Below are 17,997 nucleotides of genomic sequence, written 5' to 3'. Positions count from 1 at the left end.
GCAAGAAGTGGACGATGCCATTGCGGGACTGGAAGGGAGCACTTAACCGCTTCACTATCCAGTTTGAAGAACGGATGAAGCCGAATTAAACGAAATTCCGTTTACACAAAATCCAGCACACCCTCCGTAATGCGGCTGAAGTGGACAACATCGGCTACAATTCAGCGGCTGGACATGTCCGGTGGTGATATGGCCATGCTGTCGATGATGGAATATTGTCGCCATTTGCCTTTCCCATTTTCTTGCCAAATCCCTCCATGTCTCATCTTCGTTTGCTGCCATCCATCGCTCTGGCTTTTTGCGCCACGCTGACCGCCTGCACTAGTAGCCCGATTCTGGCGCCAAGCCAGACCGCGCCGGTGGCGTCGCCGCCGCTGGTCAGTACGCCCAAAGCCAGCAGGCCCATAAAGATCGGCCTGGCGCTGGGCGGCGGCGCTGCGCGTGGTTTTGCCCATATCGGTGTGATCAAGGCGCTGGAGTCGCAAGGAATCGTGCCCGACATCGTGGTGGGCACCAGTGCCGGCAGCGTTGTTGGCGCCATTTATGCCGCAGGTAACAACGGTTTTGCGCTACAGAAGATCGCTTTGCAGATGGACGAAGCCGCGATTTCCGATTGGTCGGTGCCATTCTTTGCCAAGGTCAGCGGGGTCCTGAAAGGCGAGGCGATCCAAAACTATGTCAACAAGACCCTGCACAATATCCCTATTGAGCAATTGAAGATACCGTTCGGCGCCGTTGCTACGGACTTGCAAAGCGGCGTGCCGATCCTGTTCCGTCGCGGTAATACCGGCCTTGCCGTGCGCGCCTCGTCGGCCGTTCCTGGAGTATTTCAATCGGTCAATATCGGTGGTCGTCAATATGTCGACGGCGGCCTGGTGTCGCCGGTGCCGGCGCGTTTTGCGCGTGAAATGGGTGCTGATTTTGTCATTGCGGTCAATATTTCGGCGTCGCCGGAGGCGCAGGCAGCGTCGAGTTCGGTCGATGTGTTGCTGCAAACTTTTGCCATCATGGGGCAAAGCATCAACAACTATGAGCTCAAGGATGCCGACATCGTTATTCGTCCCGAGTTGGGGGCTATGAAGGGCAATGACTTTGCTGCTCGCAATACGGCGATTCTGGCCGGGGAGCAGGCCGCGATGGCGCAAATGGCCGTGATCAAGAAAAAGTTGAAGGACAAGCGCGAAGAGTAATTGCTGCGGTGTCAGCGAATGTGTTGGCAAACCAAGACCTGGATTCGCTTTTGCCGATAAAAACAAGAAGCGCCCGCAGATACCGAATCTGCGGGCGCTTTTTCATATTCTGTAAGCGGCTAGTGTGACGGCCGACGTGACTAGTGCTTCTCGCCGTCTGGTTCAGGATCGCTGATACGCCGAGCGCCGTTGAAGCGGGCTTTCCAATAGGCCATGTCCATGCTCTCGATGCGAACCTTGCCGCCGGCTCGAGGCGCGTGGATGAATTTATTGTCGCCCAAGTAGATGCCAACGTGTGAGAAGCTGCGGCGCAGCGTGTTGTAGAACACCAAGTCGCCCGGCTGTAAATCCTGGGTGTCGATTTTTTCTCCGCTGCGGCTTAATTCCACTGCTGTGCGCGGCACATTGACGCCCCATGCATCCTTGAATACATAGCGTACCAGACCGCTGCAATCGAGGCCGTTTTCCGGGTTGTTGCCGCCGTATTTGTAGTGAATGCCGAGCATGCCCATCGCGCTGACGGCCAGTTCCGATGCCCTATCGGTAAGCTGCTGGAGTTTGCTGCGGGCGCTGCTCATTTGTGGGCGTGTATCGATATCTGTGATATCGGAAGCGTGAGCCGGCGAACACAGCAACAGGCCCGCAACCAACGCGCACGCAAGCGCCACGTTCTGAAATAGGGGAGAAGCTTCTTTGGTCGTCATCGTTATTGGTCGGCTCTGGAACATTACGATCGCACGAATGTAAGTGAATAAGGAGCGGCTGTCAAGTTTGATAGCCGCATATCGATATGGCTTTGTATCCAAGCATGTCAAGACGATAAATCGAGATCAAAAGTTCCTGAGTATTTCGCGACTCTGCTTTTAAGCAAGTGTTAAGTGTTATGCCGGAAATAAAATCATCGATTTGCCGTGATCCTGCTGTCTATTGACGGGCACTAAAGTACAATCAGTCGTTATTTTTACAAGGAGCGAAAATGAAATCGAAGCATGTTTTGACACTTGACGACGTCAAGAAAATTGCAGCAGCGGCTGAAGCTGAGGCGCTGGCAAACCGTTGGGCGGTGACCATTTCGATCGTGGACGACGGCGGTCATCTGCTGTGGTTGCAGCGCATGGACGGTGCCGCACCGATTTCGGCGCATATCGCACCGGCCAAGGCCAAGACTTCGGCGCTCGGTCAGCGCGAATCGAAAATTTATGAAGATATGATTAATAACGGTCGTTTTTCTTTCATCACTGCACCAAACCTGGATGGTTTGCTGGAGGGTGGTGTGCCGATTCTGGTCGATGACCAATATCTGGGCGCGGTTGGTGTTTCCGGTGTCAAATCGACTGAAGATGTGCAAATCGCCAAGGCTGGCATTGCTGCGCTAAGCGCATAATTTTGATCCCTGATACAACTTTCGAAATAGCATGAACCGACGCCAGCACTGACGCCGTCAGTGTGTGCTCGGTGATTGTCTGTTTTGGTGCGGACAATGCACGGCTGTATCTTTTACTTTTATTGCGGGTCAGCCAACTTGCTTTGTTTGCATGTCGGGCTGGCGAATTGGCAATGACTCCTTGATTCCTTGATTCCTTGATTCCTTGATTCCTTGATTCCTTGATTCCTTGATTCCTTGATTCCTTGATTCCTTGATGCTTTGGTGGTGCTGCCGGATTTACTGCTGGATTAACAGGCCAGTAAAGAGGCCGATAAGGCGCTGGGTAAGAGCGCGGTAAGAGCACGGTAGGGCGGCGGCAAGCGTAATGGTTGCCGACATCGCTCTTCAGTTTGTTGTCAACTGAGCCACGACTTGTGTTTTTGGTCATTTTTCATGCAAAAATCGCCGAAGTTGACACCGGTTCGGATTGCCGGAGAGGGTGTTCTCAGCTATAATTGCAGGGCTTAGCCCAATTTACTCCGCCGTAGCGCATACCTCCTCAATCTCGTCCCAAAAAGACTATTTAAGGCCGCCAAACCGTCACTGTTTGGGGTTTCATAACGGTCGTTTGGCGCAGCGCAGCGGCGGTAACAACATCAGGAGTTACTCCTTGCAGCCATTTTTTTCTGGCCTCACCGTACCGGCCATCCTCGCGCTAGCAGATGGGACGATTTTCCAAGGTATTTCGATTGGCGCCGTTGGCAATACGACTGGTGAAGTCGTTTTCAACACCGCCATGACCGGCTATCAGGAAATTCTCACCGATCCAAGCTACAGCCGTCAGATCGTCACTCTCACTTATCCGCATATCGGCAATACCGGCGTCAACAAGGAGGATGTCGAATCCTCGCAGATTCACGCCGCCGGTCTCATCATTCGCGATTTGCCGCGGCTGGTGTCGAATTTTCGCTCCACCCAAACGCTGGATGCCTATTTGCAGGAATCGAATATTGTCGCCATCGCTGGTATCGATACGCGCAAACTGACCCGCATCCTGCGCGAAAAAGGCGCCCAGGGCGGCGCCATCGTCGCCGGCGAGGCCGATATTGCCGTCGCTACAGCCAAGGCGCTTGAACTGGCGCGGGCTTTCCCAGGCTTGGCCGGCATGGATCTGGCAAAGGTCGTGTCGACCGCCAAGGCCTATAGCTGGAGCGAGACGGAATGGCGCCTCGGTCGTGGCTACGATCAGCAGATTACCCCCAAGTACCACGTCGTTGCCTTTGACTACGGCGTCAAGTTCAACATCTTGCGCATGCTGGCGCAACGCGGCTGCAAGATTACCGTGCTGCCGGCCCAGGCTTCGGCTGCTGATGCACTGGCGCTCAATCCTGACGGGATTTTCCTGTCCAATGGTCCTGGTGATCCGGAGCCGTGCGATTATGCGATTGCTGCTGCCAAGGAGCTCATCGAGCGCGGTGTGCCAACCTTCGGCATCTGCCTTGGTCACCAGATCATGGCCCTGGCTTCCGGCGCCAAGACGCTTAAGATGAAGTTCGGCCATCACGGCGCCAATCATCCGGTGCAGGATCTCTATAGCAAGCAAGTGCTGATTACATCGCAAAATCACGGCTTTGCCGTCGATGGCGCGACCCTGCCGGCGAATTGCCGCGTTACCCACGTGTCGCTGTTCGACGGTTCGCTGCAAGGTTTTGCCCGCACCGACAAGCCGGCATTTTGCTTCCAGGGCCATCCGGAAGCGTCGCCAGGCCCGCATGACATCGCCCCCTTGTTCGATCGTTTCATTCAATCGATGAATCAAACGATGTTGGAGAAAAATAAAAATGCCTAAGCGTAGTGATTTAAAAAGTATTCTGATCATCGGTGCCGGTCCGATCATCATCGGTCAGGCTTGCGAGTTCGACTATTCCGGGGCCCAGGCCTGCAAGGCGCTGCGCGAAGAGGGTTACAAGGTGATTCTGGTCAACAGCAACCCTGCAACCATTATGACCGACCCGGAGATGGCCGATGTTACCTACATTGAGCCAATCACCTGGCAAGCGGTTGAGCGCATCATCGCCAAGGAGAAGCCGGATGCGATCTTGCCGACCATGGGTGGCCAGACCGCGCTGAACTGCGCGCTGGACCTGCATCGCCACGGCATCCTGGAAAAATACGAGGTTGGGCTGATCGGTGCCTCGCCGGAAGCCATCGACAAGGCGGAAGACCGTTCCAAGTTCAAGGCTGCAATGACCAAGATCGGCCTCGGTTCGGCCCGCTCAGGGGTCGCCCACACGATGGATGAATCGTGGAGCGTGCAGAAGGAACTCGGCTTCCCTGTGATCATCCGTCCTTCGTTCACCATGGGCGGCACCGGCGGCGGTATCGCTTACAACGCGGAAGAGTTCGAAACCATCTGTAAGCGCGGTCTGGAGGCATCGCCGACCAAGGAGCTGCTGATCGAGGAATCGCTGATTGGCTGGAAAGAATATGAGATGGAAGTGGTGCGCGACAAGGCGGACAACTGCATCATCGTCTGCTCGATCGAAAACCTGGATCCGATGGGCGTGCATACCGGCGACTCGATCACGGTCGCACCGGCGCAAACGCTGACCGACAAGGAGTACCAGATCATGCGTAACGCCTCGCTGGCGGTGTTGCGCGAGATTGGCGTCGATACGGGCGGTTCCAATGTGCAGTTCTCGGTCAATCCGGCCGATGGCCGCATGATCGTCATTGAAATGAACCCGCGCGTATCGCGTTCTTCCGCATTGGCTTCGAAAGCGACCGGTTTCCCTATCGCCAAGATCGCGGCCAAGCTGGCGGTTGGTTTCACGCTGGATGAATTGCGCAACGAAATCACCGGCGGCGCCACGCCAGCATCGTTCGAGCCATCGATCGATTACGTGGTCACCAAGATTCCGCGTTTTGCGTTTGAAAAATTTCCTACCGCCGATAACCATCTGACCACTCAGATGAAATCGGTTGGCGAGGTGATGGCGATCGGTCGTACCTTCCAGGAATCGTTTCAGAAAGCCTTGCGCGGCCTCGAAGTCGGCGTCGACGGCATGAACGAAAAGACCCAGGACCGCGAAGTTATCGAAGAAGAACTCGGCGAGCCGGGCCCGGATCGTATCTGGTATGTCGGCGATGCATTCGCCCAGGGCTTTACTCTGGAAGAAGTTCATCAACTGACCCATATCGATCCATGGTTCCTGTCGCAGATCAAGGAAATCGTCGATATCGAGCTGTGGCTGGAAAACAGCCAGACGATCGAAGCGCTGGATCGCGACACCTTGTTCCGTCTGAAGCAAAAGGGCTTTGGTGATCGTCGCCTGGCCAAGCTGCTCAAGACCACTGATACCGAAGTTCGCAAGAAGCGTCAGGCCTTGAATGTGCGCCCGGTCTACAAGCGCGTTGATACCTGTGCCGGTGAATTCTCGACCAATACCGCTTACATGTACTCGACCTATGAGGAAGAGTGCGAATCGAACCCGACGGACAAGAAGAAGATCATGGTTCTGGGCGGCGGTCCGAACCGCATCGGCCAGGGTATCGAATTCGATTACTGTTGCGTTCATGCGGCCCTGGCGATGCGTGAAGACGGTTACGAGACCATCATGGTCAACTGCAACCCGGAAACCGTATCGACCGATTACGACACTTCTGACCGTCTGTATTTCGAGCCGGTGACGCTGGAAGACGTGTTGGAAATCGTCGACAAGGAAAAGCCATACGGCGTGATCGTGCAGTACGGCGGTCAGACGCCGTTGAAGCTGGCGCTGGATCTGGAGGCCAACGGCGTGCCTATCGTTGGTACTTCGCCTGACATGATCGATGCAGCTGAAGACCGCGAGCGTTTCCAGAAGCTGTTGCATGACTTGAGTCTGCGCCAGCCGCCTAACCGCACCGCGCGCACGGAAGAAGATGCGTTGCGTCTGGCGCAGGAAATCGGTTATCCGCTGGTAGTGCGCCCGTCCTATGTGCTGGGTGGCCGCGCGATGGAAATCGTCCACGAGCAACGCGATCTGGAGCGCTATATGCGCGAAGCGGTCAAGGTCTCGCACGACTCCCCGGTGTTGCTGGATCGCTTCCTGAACGACGCTATTGAAGTCGATGTCGATTGCTTGTCCGACGGTAAGCGGACATTCATCGGCGGCGTCATGGAGCATATTGAGCAGGCTGGCGTACACTCGGGCGACTCGGCTTGCTCGTTGCCGCCATACTCGCTGGCGCAGGCGACCATCGAGAAGATCAAACGTCAGACCGCGTTGATGGCCAAGGGCTTGAACGTGGTCGGCCTGATGAACGTGCAGTTCGCGATTCAACAGATTGATGGCCAGGATGTCGTGTTCGTACTGGAAGTCAATCCGCGCGCTTCGCGTACCGTACCTTTCGTGTCCAAGGCAACCGGTTTGCAACTGGCCAAGATTGCCGCGCGCTGCATGGTTGGCCAGTCGCTCGACAGTCAAGGTATCAAGGGCGAGGTCGTGCCGAAATACTTCAGCGTCAAGGAAGCTGTTTTCCCGTTCGTCAAGTTCCCGGGTGTCGACACCATTCTTGGCCCGGAAATGAAATCGACCGGCGAAGTGATGGGCGTCGGCAAGACCTTCGGCGAAGCATTCGTCAAGTCGCAGTTGGGTGCCGGTATCAAGTTTCCGAAGTCGGGCAAGGTGTTCCTCAGCGTCAAGGGCAGCGACAAGCCGCGTGCGGTGCAGGTTGCCAAGGACCTGGTGGCGCTTGGCTTCACGGTTGTGGCGACCAAGGGCACAGCGGCGGCAATCGCTGCTGCCGGCGTGTCGGTGGATACCGTCAACAAGGTGGTCGAGGGACGTCCGCACGTGGTTGACATGATCAAGAACAATGAGATTTCATTGGTGATCAACACGGTTGAGGAAAAACGCAGCGCCATCGTCGATTCACGCGCAATCCGGACCTCGGCGCTGGCAGCGCATGCCACGACCTACACCACGATTGCCGGTGCGGAAGCGGCGGTCGAGGGCATGCGTCATCTGGACGAGTTGCATGTCTATGATTTACAAGGCCTGCATAAAACCTTACACTAAGGTCAAATCAGGGTGTGCCTAGGCGCATCCTGAATCGCTTTCGGCTTGCAATAATTCGCCGGAAGTCCCCAAAACGTACAATCTAGCAATGAGAAGCTCCTGCGGAGGTCATAAGCGCACCCTTTTGGGATTCGCTTTTGGCCTCCGTGACCTTTTGTTGCGTATGTTATAAACCCTGAGGGCTCGAAAAACTATAGCGTGCAGTAGGTTTTTCGAGGTTCCTCTATTTAATATTTGTTGAATATCACTCCTATGAGCTCAGTACCTCTTACCAAGCATGGCGCGCAATTGTTGAAAGACGAACTCCATCATTTGAAGACGAAAGAGCGTCAGGCTGTCATCAAAGCCATCGCCGAAGCGCGTGCGCATGGCGATCTCTCCGAAAACGCGGATTACGATGCAGCGAAAGAGCGACAAGGTTTTGTCGAAGGTCGGATCGCAGATCTGGAAGGAAAGTTGGGTGCTGCGCAGATCATTGATCCGGCAACTCTGGATGCCGATGGTCGTGTGGTGTTCGCCTCGACTGTTGATCTGGAGGATCTGGAATCGGGCGACAAGGTCACCTATCAAATCGTCGGCACCGATGAGGCCGATATCAAGCTGTCGAAGGTTTCCGTGACTTCGCCGATCGCCCGTGCGCTGATCGGCAAGACGGCGGGTGACGTGGTGGGCGTGCAGGCGCCATCCGGTATTCGTGAATATGAAATCCTGGAAGTTCGCTACATTTAAAGCGCGGCGATGACGACGCCCGGCGGCGTCACCTTGGCATTCAATCAGAACATCCGGGAGCGGCAATGTTTGTAGTGCGATTCAGATTGTTAATCACCACCTTGTGGGTCGGTAGTTTGTGGACCATGGGCGGTCTGGTTGCGCCGACTCTGTTTGGCACCTTGTCCGACCGGGCGCTGGCAGGCACGATCGCCGGCAACCTGTTTCGCATTGAAGCCTGGCTGGCGCTTGCATGTGGCCTGCTGCTGATCATGTTGTTTAGCTACCGCACCCATGACGACTCGGCGCCGCTGCGTAAAACCTTGCTGCATCTGACCTTGTTGATGCCGGCCTGTAACCTGCTCGGCTATTTCGGTTTGCAGCCTTTCATGGCCAGCTTGCGCGAAGCGGCAGCCTTGACCGGTGGCGTCATGAGCGATAGCGCCAGAACCCAGTTTGGCATCCTGCATGGCGCTGCCAGTGGGATTTATCTGATTCAGGGATTGCTAGGGGTCGGGCTGGTCTTGAAGCTGCGCAGCTTGCGCTAGAGGCAAGGGGAAGGGCGCTGGCAGAGAGCCTGCGCCGCCGTAGCGGAATACGGCCCCCTGAATATGAATGTCCTGTGGCTGCCGGGGCGGCCTGGCATTAACGGCCCAATGCCGATTTCTTGCTACTCTTCTGGCGCGGCTTGGCGCGTTTGATGTTGCCGCCTTGTGTCACGCGCTCGTTGCCCTTGACCATAACCTTGGTTACTGACGGCCGCTTGGTGCCGCTTGGGCTTGGTTTGACGATGGTGACTTCACGCATGCCTTTGCCGCGGGTTTCGCTATGCTCTTTAACGGCATCTTTCTGCGGGCGATACAGAACCAGCAGTTTGCCGATGTGTTGTATCGGTGCAGCACCGAGTTTCTCGCAAATGGTTCCGTAGATAGCAATCCGTGCTTCGCGATCATCACCGAATACACGTACTTTAATCAGGCCATGCGCATTCAAATTGAGATCAATCTCCTTCATCAGGGACGGTTTCAGGCCATCTTCACTGATCAGTATCACTGGATTGAGTCCGTGGGCTTGGGAACGGAGCTCGCTGCGCTCGGCAGATGTAAGTTTCAACATAAAAATTCCTTAAAAACGGTATTCTACGCGAATGGCAAAGAAGAAATTAAACAAAAACTGGCTGCACGACCACATTAACGATCCTTATGTGAAGCTGGCGCAAAAAGAAGGCTACCGTGCGCGCGCTGCTTATAAGCTAAAAGAAATCGACGAATTGGACAAGCTGATCAAGCCTGGTCAGATTATTGTCGACCTTGGGTCGACCCCGGGCAGCTGGTCGCAGTATGCCCGCAACAAACTGGCCGGGCAGGACGGTGGCGGTATCCACGGCATGATTATCGGGCTCGACATCTTACCGATGGAGCCGATTGCCGATGTCCATTTCATCCAGGGCGATTTCCGCGAGGCAGAGAGTCTGCAACGTCTGGAGCGCTTGCTGGAGGGGCGCAAGGTAGATCTGGTATTGTCCGACATGGCGCCGAATTTATCCGGAATTGCCATATCCGACGCGGCGCGGGTTGAGGAGATTATCGATTTGGCAATTGAATTTGCGCAGCAGCACATGAAGCCAGGCGGCGCGCTGTTGGCAAAATGCTTCAATGGTACCGGCTACAATGAAGTGTTGATGAAGTTTCGTCAAGAATTCAAAACAGTAGCCTCCAGAAAGCCGAAAGCCAGCCGCGATAAGTCGTCGGAAATCTTCTTGCTTGGAAAGATATTAAAAAATCCGCGATAGTTCTCAAGTTTTCCTTGATTATTCACTGGTGAGGCCGCATATCCTACCTAGCAAGCGCCGCCTATTCCGAGTAAATTCCTAGAATATGTCGATGCTGTATCTATGTCAGGCGCGTAGTGCGTCCAAGGAGTTCTAGTGAACAATATGTTTTCCAAAGCCGCCATCTGGGTGGTTATTGCCCTCGTGCTTTTCACCGTGTTCAAGCAGTTTGATGGACGCGGACTAGCCAGTGGCGCTGCGCCGATGGCTTATTCCGACTTCATTAATGAAGTACGGTCAGGGCACATCACCGATGCGGTCATTGAAGACCGTAGCATTGTCGCTACCACTTCGGACGGCAAGAAGGTCAAGACTGCCGCCACGACGCTGGATCGTGGCCTGGTAGGCGACCTGATCAATAACAACGTCAAGTTCGATGTCAAGCAGCCGGAAGAACCGTCTTTCCTGCAACAGATTTTCATCTCCTGGTTCCCGATGATCCTGTTGCTCGGCGTCTGGATTTTCTTCATGCGTCAGATGCAGGGCGGTGGCAAGGGTGGTGCTTTCTCGTTCGGCAAGTCGAAAGCGCGCATGCTCGATGAAAACAGCAATTCGGTAACCTTTGCCGATGTCGCCGGTTGCGACGAGGCCAAGGAAGAAGTATCCGAACTGGTGGATTTCTTACGCGACCCAACCAAGTTCCAGAAGCTGGGCGGACGCATCCCTCATGGCGTGCTGATGGTAGGCCCCCCAGGCACGGGTAAAACCTTGCTGGCCCGTGCGATTGCCGGAGAAGCCAAGGTGCCCTTCTTCACGATTTCCGGCTCCGATTTCGTTGAAATGTTTGTTGGTGTCGGTGCGTCACGTGTGCGCGACATGTTCGAGAACGCCAAGAAGCACGCTCCCTGCATTATCTTCATCGATGAAATCGATGCAGTTGGCCGTCATCGCGGCGCCGGTATGGGCGGCGGTAACGATGAGCGCGAACAGACATTGAACCAGATGCTCGTCGAGATGGATGGTTTTGAAGCTAATTCGGGCGTGATTGTGATTGCTGCCACTAACCGTTCCGATGTGCTGGACAAGGCCCTGCTGCGTCCCGGCCGCTTCGACCGTCAGGTGGTGGTTGGTTTGCCGGACATTCGTGGTCGTGAGCAGATCCTCAACGTGCATATGCGCAAGGTACCGATTTCTACCGACGTCAAGGCCGATATACTGGCGCGCGGCACTCCTGGCTTCTCTGGCGCCGATCTGGCCAATCTGGTCAACGAAGCTGCGCTGTTTGCGGCCCGGCGCGCCAAACGTCTGGTGGAAATGCAGGATTTCGAAGACGCCAAGGACAAGATCGTCATGGGCCCTGAGCGCAAGTCGGCTGTGATGCGTGAAGAGGAACGTCGTAACACCGCGTACCATGAATCCGGCCATGCTGTAGTGGCTAAACTGTTGCCGAAAGCCGATCCTGTTCACAAGGTCACCATCATGCCGCGTGGCTTTGCACTTGGCCTGACCTGGCAACTGCCCGAGCATGACCGTGTCAACATGTACAAGGATAAGATGCTCGAGGAAATCGCTATCCTGTTCGGCGGCCGCATCGCAGAAGAAATTTTCATGCACCAGATGTCGACCGGCGCATCGAATGACTTCGAACGCGCCACCAAGCTGGCACGAGCCATGGTGACCCGCTATGGCATGTCTGAAACCCTTGGTACCATGGTGTACGAAGATACGGAGCAAGATGCGTATTTCGGTCGGATGTCGTCGAAGACGGTTTCCGAAGCTACTCAGCAAAAAGTGGATACCGAAATCCGCAGTATCCTCGATCAGCAATATGCGTTGTCGCGTCGTCTGCTGGAGGAAAACCGGGACAAGGTCGAGGCAATGACAAAAGCGCTGCTCGATTGGGAAACCATTGATGCAGACCAGATCAATGCCATTATGGAAGGCCTTGAGCCACGCTTGCCGAAGCCTGGCAGCTCGGTGCGTAAGACGCCTAGCGACAATTCTTCTGGCGGCGTTTCGCCGAACGCGACGGCGCCAGCCTGATAGCCGGGCGATGCGCATGATTGGCGCATATGGTGACAACTGTAATTGATTCTTATAGCAAAGGGTGAGGAGCGATCCTCACCCTTTTTATTTGTGTAACGTTCCTGTTCCCGAGATTTCTCGTTTTCCAAAATGCAACAATACCTGCAATGTGGCCGTTATCGGTTGCCATTGAATACGCCCGGCGCGCGGCCCTTGGTAATGGGCATCCTCAATGTCACGCCAGATTCCTTTTCCGATGGTGGTAGATTCCATTCGCTAGAGTGCGCGCTATCGCATGCCGAACAAATGATTGCGGATGGTGTCGATATCATCGATATCGGCGGCGAATCCAGTCGTCCCGGCAGTCCTGCGTTGTCGCTGGAAGAAGAGCTGGATCGGGTCATGCCGGCAATTTATGCGCTGCGCGACTGCGGTAAGCCGCTTTCGATCGATACTTACAAACCGCTGGTGATGCGCGAGGCAATTGCTGCCGGCGCCGATCTGATCAACGATATCAACGCATTTCGCGCTCCGGGAGCCCTGCAAGCCGTCGCGGAGAGTGATTGCGGCCTGTGCGTCATGCATATGCAGGCTGACCCTCAAACCATGCAGCTTAATCCGCGATACCAGGATGTGGTGACGCAAGTGATCGACTTCCTGAGAGAACGCGTTACTGCGCTAGAGCAGGGCGGTGTTGCGCGAAATCGTATCAGCATTGATCCAGGCTTTGGCTTTGGCAAGACATTGGCGCATAATGTTGCTTTGTTGCAAAGCGTTGATGTAATTCAGGAGCGTCTGGACTTGCCTTTGCTGGCAGGTATGTCGCGCAAGAGCATGCTGGGTGAGTTGACCGGTAAACCTTTAGAAAAACGACTGGCAGGCAGCCTGGCGACTGCTTTGGCTGCAGTTGCCCGTGGTGCCAAGATCGTTCGCGTGCACGACGTTGCTGAGACGGTCGATGCGCTCAAGGTCTGGCAGGCAGCACGCTGAATCATAACTGCTTTGCACAATCCTGACGGGATGCTATCGGTTCGCTAGAGACACAATCCACAAAAAAATAAATGAGTGAAATTGAGATGACAAGAAGATATTTTGGTACCGACGGTGTACGTGGTCGGGTCGGCATCGCGCCGATCACCCCCGATTTTGTGATGAGACTCGGCTACGCGGCCGGCAAAGTGCTGGCTCAGGCCGAATCTGCGGCGGCCAAGCCGACCGTGTTGATCGGCAAGGATACGCGTGTATCCGGTTATATGCTTGAGGCGGCATTGGAGGCTGGTTTTGCTGCCGCCGGGGTTGATGTGATGCTGGCGGGGCCGATGCCGACGCCGGCGATTGCCTATTTGACGCGGGCTTTGCGTCTTTCTGCCGGGGTTGTGATTTCTGCTTCGCATAACCCGTATGAAGACAACGGCATCAAGTTCTTTTCGGCGCAGGGCAATAAGTTGCCGGATGCGGTGGAAACAGCCATCGAAGCTGCTCTGGATTTGCCGATGGAGTGCGTAACCTCTGATAAATTGGGTAAGGCAAAGCGGCTTGACGACGCCGCCGGGCGTTATATTGAATTCTGCAAGAGTACTTTTCCGAATGAGCTCGACCTGCGTGGCCTGAGCATTGTCGTCGATAGCGCGCATGGCGCGGCATATCACATTGCGCCCTTCGTTTTCCATGAGCTGGGTGCCGAGGTGATCGCCATCGGCAATCAGCCCAACGGCTTCAATATCAATGCCGGTTTCGGCGCTACAGCGCCGGATGCGCTGGCGCTGGCAGTGCGCTCCAATCATGCAGATATCGGCATTGCTCTGGATGGTGACGCCGATCGCCTTTTGATGGTGGATGCAAGCGGCCGCATTTATAACGGTGACGAGCTGTTGTATGTGATGGTCAAGGATCGCATGAAGACAGGGCCGGTAAAGGGCGCGGTCGGCACGCTGATGACCAATATGGCACTGGAAGTGGCGTTCCGTAAAATGGGCGTCGAATTTGCGCGGGCCAAGGTTGGCGACCGCTATGTGCTGGAAATGATGAAAGAGCGAGGCTGGGCTCTGGGTGGAGAAGGTTCGGGGCATCTGTTGTGTCTCGATAAGCACACCACCGGCGACGGTATCGTCTCTGCGCTGCAAGTGTTGTCGGCGTTGAAGCGCCACGGTCAAACGCTGGCGGAGCTGACCGCAGACATTGCGCTGTATCCGCAAACCTTGATCAACGTCACCGTCAGCGCTGGTTTCGACTGGCAGAAAAATCCGGCGATGGTGGCGGAGAGGAACGCTGTCGAACGCGAACTCGGGGATAATGGGCGCGTGCTGATCCGCGCCTCTGGTACTGAACCCCTGATCAGGGTGATGGTCGAGGCGAAGGATGCCGAGCAGGCTCAAGCCGCCGCGCGTCGGATTGCCGATAAAGTGGGGATGTGATTGCTCAGTTGAATACCGACCGGGGAGCCGCTTGCGCCTTTCATGTGGCAATATCGCGCTGCCCTGAATTTTTTGCTTAATCAGTTGAAAACAGGAAAGCCCGCCACGCTATATCGCCGCGATGACTGGTCCTTCAGTAAATTTAATGAAATATCAAACTCACATTCTGATTGTAGAAGACGAGCCTGGCATCGCCGAGCTATTGCGTTTTACGCTAGACGATGCCGGTTTCTCCTGCGAGATCGCCTATAGTGCAAGCGAGGCGCGCCAGGCCATTGGCGGCGTATTGCCGCAAGCCGTATTGCTGGACTGGATGTTGCCGGACACATCCGGTCTGGTGCTGTTGCAGGAGTGGCGCGCACAGCCCCGCAGCGCCACTTTGCCAGTCATCATGCTGACGGCCAAGGGAATGGATGAGGACAAGGTCAGAGGGCTCAATGCCGGTGCCGACGACTATGTCACCAAGCCATTCTCGCCACGCGAGCTGATTGCCCGGATTCAGGCGCTGTTGCGACGCAAAGTGCCTGAGCTCGGACAGAGCATGCTCACTCTCGGGCTGATCCGCATCGATACTGATCGTTATCAGGTTAGCGTTGATAATCGGGAAGTAGAACTGGATCAGGCCGAATTCAAATTGCTGCGCTTCCTGATTGCGCATCCTGACCGGATTTTCTCGCGCGCTCAATTGCTCGACAAGGTCTGGGGCGACCATACTTTCATCGAGGAGCGTACAGTCGATGTTCACATCATGCGTTTGCGCAAATCGCTCGGGGTAGCGGCAGACTATGTGAAAACAGTTCGGGGCGTGGGCTATAAGCTCAACGCGGAACCAGCCACGTGATCATCAGCACCCGTGCCACAAACAAATTCTGGGTGCCGGCGCTGTTATGGTTTGGTTTGTTGTTGTTGATCGCAGTGGCGATCGGTGCCATCTGCGGCATCAGGATCGGTCTGGTTTTTTTAGCCTGTCCCTGGCGGTTCTGTTGTTTCTGCAGATGTGGTCGTTGTACCAGATCGAGCGATGGATAGATCGCCCGCCAGGCGCTCCGCGCCCTCGAACCTGGGGGTTGTGGCGACATGCATTTGATCGTCTGGAAGATATTCGTCTCGAAGATGACCGTTCGCGGGCCGAGATGGCCGAATGGTTGGCGCGCTTTCGGCAAACCATGAGCCTGCTTCCCGACGGCGTGGTCATCGTTGACGGAGTGATGCATCTGGAGTGGTGTAATCCGGCGGCGCAAAAGCATCTGGGTCTCAATCTGGAGCGCGATGAAGGGCGCTTGCTGACCAATCTGATTCGCTCCCCTGATTTCGTTGACTACATGTTGTCGGGTCGTTTCGACCGGCCTTTACCGTTCGTGCATGGCGATCGAAAAATTCTGGTGGAATTAATTTCCTTTGAAAATCGGCGCCAAATTTTAGTTACCCACGACGTCACGCAAAACGAAAAGGCCGATATCATGCGACGCGATTTTATCGCCAATGCTTCGCACGAATTGCGTACGCCATTGACCGTCATCAATGGATTTCTAGAGCATGCCTTAAGCAGCGAGATGAGCGCGGAAACCCGGCAGCAACAGCTCCGGCTGATGGCTGAACAAGCTCAGCGCATGCACCGCTTGGTGGCCGATATGTTGACGTTGACCAGGCTGGAGTCGTTGGTGCAGCAAGCATCTGCTGATACAGTGCGTATCAAGCCGCTGCTGAATCGGTTGGTTGAGGAGGCCATGGCGTTATCCGCAGGCCGGCATAGTATCAGTTTGATGGCTCAGGAAGTCGATCTCAAGGGTAATCACGATGAGTTAGAAAGCGCATTTGCAAACCTCTTATCGAACGCTGTTCGCTACACTCCCGAAGGCGGTCATGTTGCGGTTATTTGGGGGATGGAAAATGACGGCGCGACATTGCGTGTTATCGACGATGGCATCGGCATCGCTGCAGAGCATCTGGATCGATTGACCGAACGCTTTTATCGCGTCGATAAAACCCGTTCGCGCTCAACCCAGGGAACCGGCCTCGGTTTGGCGATTGTAAAGCACGTCTTGTTGCGCCATCGAGCAAACCTTCACATTACCTCCGAGTATGCCAAAGGTAGTTGTTTCAAAGTGATTTTTCAGCGTGCGCAATTGGCCTCACGGCAGGATTAACTAATCGAATAAATAATTTTGAATTGATGATTTACCGATGTTTTGAGCAGGACGAAAAAAGATTCGGTTTTTTATTAAAAAATGCGATTTTTTGTCGCATATTTTTCTAAATTCTGGTCTAATACGTGTCTCAGGTTTTTCAGCGGATAAGTGTTTGGCAGTGCCGTTATTGGGTTAGTTTTTGCAGCAAAATTTAGAAAATTTTCTGTATAAAAATTTGACAAAAATCGGAATACTGTTTATTATCTTGCTTCTCGGAGTGTAGCGCAGCCCGGTAGCGCACCTGGTTTGGGACCAGGGGGTCCAAGGTTCGAATCCTTGTACTCCGACCACATTAAAAAAACGGGCTGTCTTCGGACAGCCCGTTTTTCATTTGCAGCTGACAAAAATCGGTATCAAAATCAGTATCAATTAGCGCTAAGAGCATCAAATGCGAAGAGATCATTAAGAGATATTTTCGTAAAGTATTCGCGATCAGAATCAGCGTAGCAAATGGCGGATTAATCCGGCCGTAGCTCAACTGGATAGAGCATTCGGCTTCTACCCGAAATGTTGGGGGTTCGATTCCCTCCGGCCGGACCAGTTTTCTGCCTGTACTGCCCGCACCTGCTGTCGTTTCGACTCCCCCTCAGTACCCACCATTCACTGCTCAGTATGTTTGGCGCCGTTGCCGTATCGTTCGGTGGTGAGCGTTCATCATTTTCGCGATTCCCATTCATGTTCCTTGGGCGAAAAAACCTGTTTTGGAGGCGTGGATTCGTATCTGCCGCGCACGATTTACCCCGTTGCAGAAATTATTACGTTAAGGCTTCAGTCAAGTTAAGGCGGCGCTGATTGCGCAGTGCCTTTGTCCAACTGCAAGATGCAGCCAGACGTTCTTTTGACGCTTTCTGCCCGGCAGAACACGTCCACTGAGTATATTTCTTGTCAGCCTGAACAGAGGAGAATTGCATGCATATTTTCACCCGCCAGCCACAACTTCCAGTGCCTCCCATTTTCTGCGAAGGTTTGTTTGATGCCCTCATCGGTCGTTTGGCTGGCGCTCTTGGTTTTGTCTTGATGTTGCTGGCAACCGCCTCGCAGCCAGCCGTAGCTGGGTCTGAGTATGTCGATGCCATGCACTATCCGCCCAATGAGCAGGGGTGGGATTTTTTTACGACTTGGAGGCAAGATTGGCTGCGAATTTCAATAGTCCGCCCTGAACAATCCCATTTCCCAATAATTGTCTCAAGCCGTGACAGTCGCCATACGCCACATCGGCCAAAGCATTACCAGAAACGCAGCGCAAAAAAGCCGCAGCTTGCGCAGGATCA

The 17,997-nt window shown here is 54.6% G+C and carries 14 protein-coding genes, 2 tRNA genes and 1 pseudogene; 15 read left to right on the top strand and 2 right to left on the bottom strand.

The window, feature by feature from the left end; all coding sequences use genetic code 11:
- Positions 1-257 precede the first annotated feature (257 nt).
- Positions 258-1,190 carry a patatin-like phospholipase family protein gene (locus tag ACIQ0R_RS04475; RefSeq protein WP_395824120.1) on the top strand — a complete coding sequence of 311 codons (933 nt, stop codon included), beginning with the start codon at positions 258-260 and terminating at the stop codon, positions 1,188-1,190.
- Positions 1,191-1,330: 140 nt separating this feature from the next.
- Here the strand turns inward: ACIQ0R_RS04475 and ACIQ0R_RS04470 are convergent, their stop codons facing one another.
- Positions 1,331-1,894 carry a C40 family peptidase gene (locus ACIQ0R_RS04470; protein WP_395824118.1) on the bottom strand — a complete coding sequence of 188 codons (564 nt, stop codon included), beginning with the start codon at positions 1,892-1,894 and terminating at the stop codon, positions 1,331-1,333.
- Positions 1,895-2,166: 272 nt separating this feature from the next.
- Between ACIQ0R_RS04470 and ACIQ0R_RS04465 the strand changes: the two genes are divergently transcribed.
- The 5 genes from ACIQ0R_RS04465 to ACIQ0R_RS04445 all read left to right on the top strand — a co-directional run bounded on the left by ACIQ0R_RS04465 (position 2,167) and on the right by ACIQ0R_RS04445 (position 8,875).
- Positions 2,167-2,574, top strand: a complete 408-nt coding sequence (locus ACIQ0R_RS04465) for a heme-binding protein (RefSeq protein WP_395824115.1) — start codon at positions 2,167-2,169, stop codon at positions 2,572-2,574.
- Positions 2,575-3,226: 652 nt separating this feature from the next.
- Complete coding sequence (carA, locus tag ACIQ0R_RS04460) at positions 3,227-4,405, top strand: glutamine-hydrolyzing carbamoyl-phosphate synthase small subunit (RefSeq protein WP_395824112.1); 1,179 nt, start codon at positions 3,227-3,229, stop codon at positions 4,403-4,405.
- Complete coding sequence (gene carB / locus ACIQ0R_RS04455; protein WP_395824109.1) at positions 4,398-7,619, top strand: carbamoyl-phosphate synthase large subunit; 3,222 nt, start codon at positions 4,398-4,400, stop codon at positions 7,617-7,619. Before carA ends, carB begins: the two co-directional genes overlap by 8 nt.
- A 252-nt stretch (positions 7,620-7,871) precedes the next feature.
- Entirely contained in the window at positions 7,872-8,348 is a 477-nt protein-coding gene (greA, locus tag ACIQ0R_RS04450; RefSeq protein ID WP_395824106.1) for a transcription elongation factor GreA, read from the top strand.
- 65 nt (positions 8,349-8,413) lie between these two features.
- Positions 8,414-8,875, top strand: coding sequence for a DUF4149 domain-containing protein (locus tag ACIQ0R_RS04445; protein ID WP_395824103.1), 462 nt, complete (start codon positions 8,414-8,416; stop codon positions 8,873-8,875).
- A gap of 97 nt (positions 8,876-8,972) precedes the next feature.
- On the opposite strand, the gene ACIQ0R_RS04440 is transcribed toward ACIQ0R_RS04445, so the two are convergent.
- Positions 8,973-9,443, bottom strand: coding sequence for a YhbY family RNA-binding protein (locus tag ACIQ0R_RS04440; protein WP_395824100.1), 471 nt, complete (start codon positions 9,441-9,443; stop codon positions 8,973-8,975).
- 31 nt (positions 9,444-9,474) lie between these two features.
- Between ACIQ0R_RS04440 and ACIQ0R_RS04435 the strand changes: the two genes are divergently transcribed.
- From ACIQ0R_RS04435 to ACIQ0R_RS04395, 9 genes and pseudogenes are all read left to right on the top strand, one after another.
- Positions 9,475-10,119, top strand: coding sequence for an RlmE family RNA methyltransferase (locus ACIQ0R_RS04435; protein WP_061533132.1), 645 nt, complete (start codon positions 9,475-9,477; stop codon positions 10,117-10,119).
- A 135-nt stretch (positions 10,120-10,254) separates the two neighbouring features.
- Complete coding sequence (gene ftsH, locus ACIQ0R_RS04430) at positions 10,255-12,141, top strand: ATP-dependent zinc metalloprotease FtsH (protein WP_395824097.1); 1,887 nt, start codon at positions 10,255-10,257, stop codon at positions 12,139-12,141.
- A gap of 132 nt (positions 12,142-12,273) precedes the next feature.
- The gene (gene folP, locus ACIQ0R_RS04425) at positions 12,274-13,113 is read left to right on the top strand and encodes a dihydropteroate synthase (RefSeq protein WP_395824094.1); all 840 of its coding nucleotides are present in this window, start codon (positions 12,274-12,276) and stop codon (positions 13,111-13,113) included.
- Positions 13,114-13,199: 86 nt separating this feature from the next.
- Positions 13,200-14,537 carry a phosphoglucosamine mutase gene (glmM, locus tag ACIQ0R_RS04420; RefSeq protein ID WP_395824091.1) on the top strand — a complete coding sequence of 446 codons (1,338 nt, stop codon included), beginning with the start codon at positions 13,200-13,202 and terminating at the stop codon, positions 14,535-14,537.
- A gap of 145 nt (positions 14,538-14,682) precedes the next feature.
- Positions 14,683-15,378 carry a winged helix-turn-helix domain-containing protein gene (locus ACIQ0R_RS04415; RefSeq protein WP_395824088.1) on the top strand — a complete coding sequence of 232 codons (696 nt, stop codon included), beginning with the start codon at positions 14,683-14,685 and terminating at the stop codon, positions 15,376-15,378.
- A gap of 46 nt (positions 15,379-15,424) precedes the next feature.
- Positions 15,425-16,684 carry a phosphate regulon sensor histidine kinase PhoR gene (gene phoR / locus ACIQ0R_RS04410; protein ID WP_395824086.1) on the top strand — a complete coding sequence of 420 codons (1,260 nt, stop codon included), beginning with the start codon at positions 15,425-15,427 and terminating at the stop codon, positions 16,682-16,684.
- 255 nt (positions 16,685-16,939) lie between these two features.
- Positions 16,940-17,016, top strand: a tRNA-Pro gene (locus ACIQ0R_RS04405).
- A gap of 173 nt (positions 17,017-17,189) precedes the next feature.
- Positions 17,190-17,266 (top strand) — tRNA-Arg (locus tag ACIQ0R_RS04400).
- Between the two features lie 369 nt (positions 17,267-17,635).
- Positions 17,636-17,997: pseudogene (locus tag ACIQ0R_RS04395) on the top strand (hypothetical protein); the annotation flags it as partial.

Origin of the sequence: Collimonas sp., assembly GCF_044339385.1 — a bacterium.
In the GTDB taxonomy this organism is placed as follows: Bacteria; Pseudomonadota; Gammaproteobacteria; order Burkholderiales; family Burkholderiaceae_D; genus Collimonas.
The sequence above is the reverse complement of the archived record's forward strand: the minus strand, read 5'-3'. Positions and strand labels throughout refer to the sequence as shown.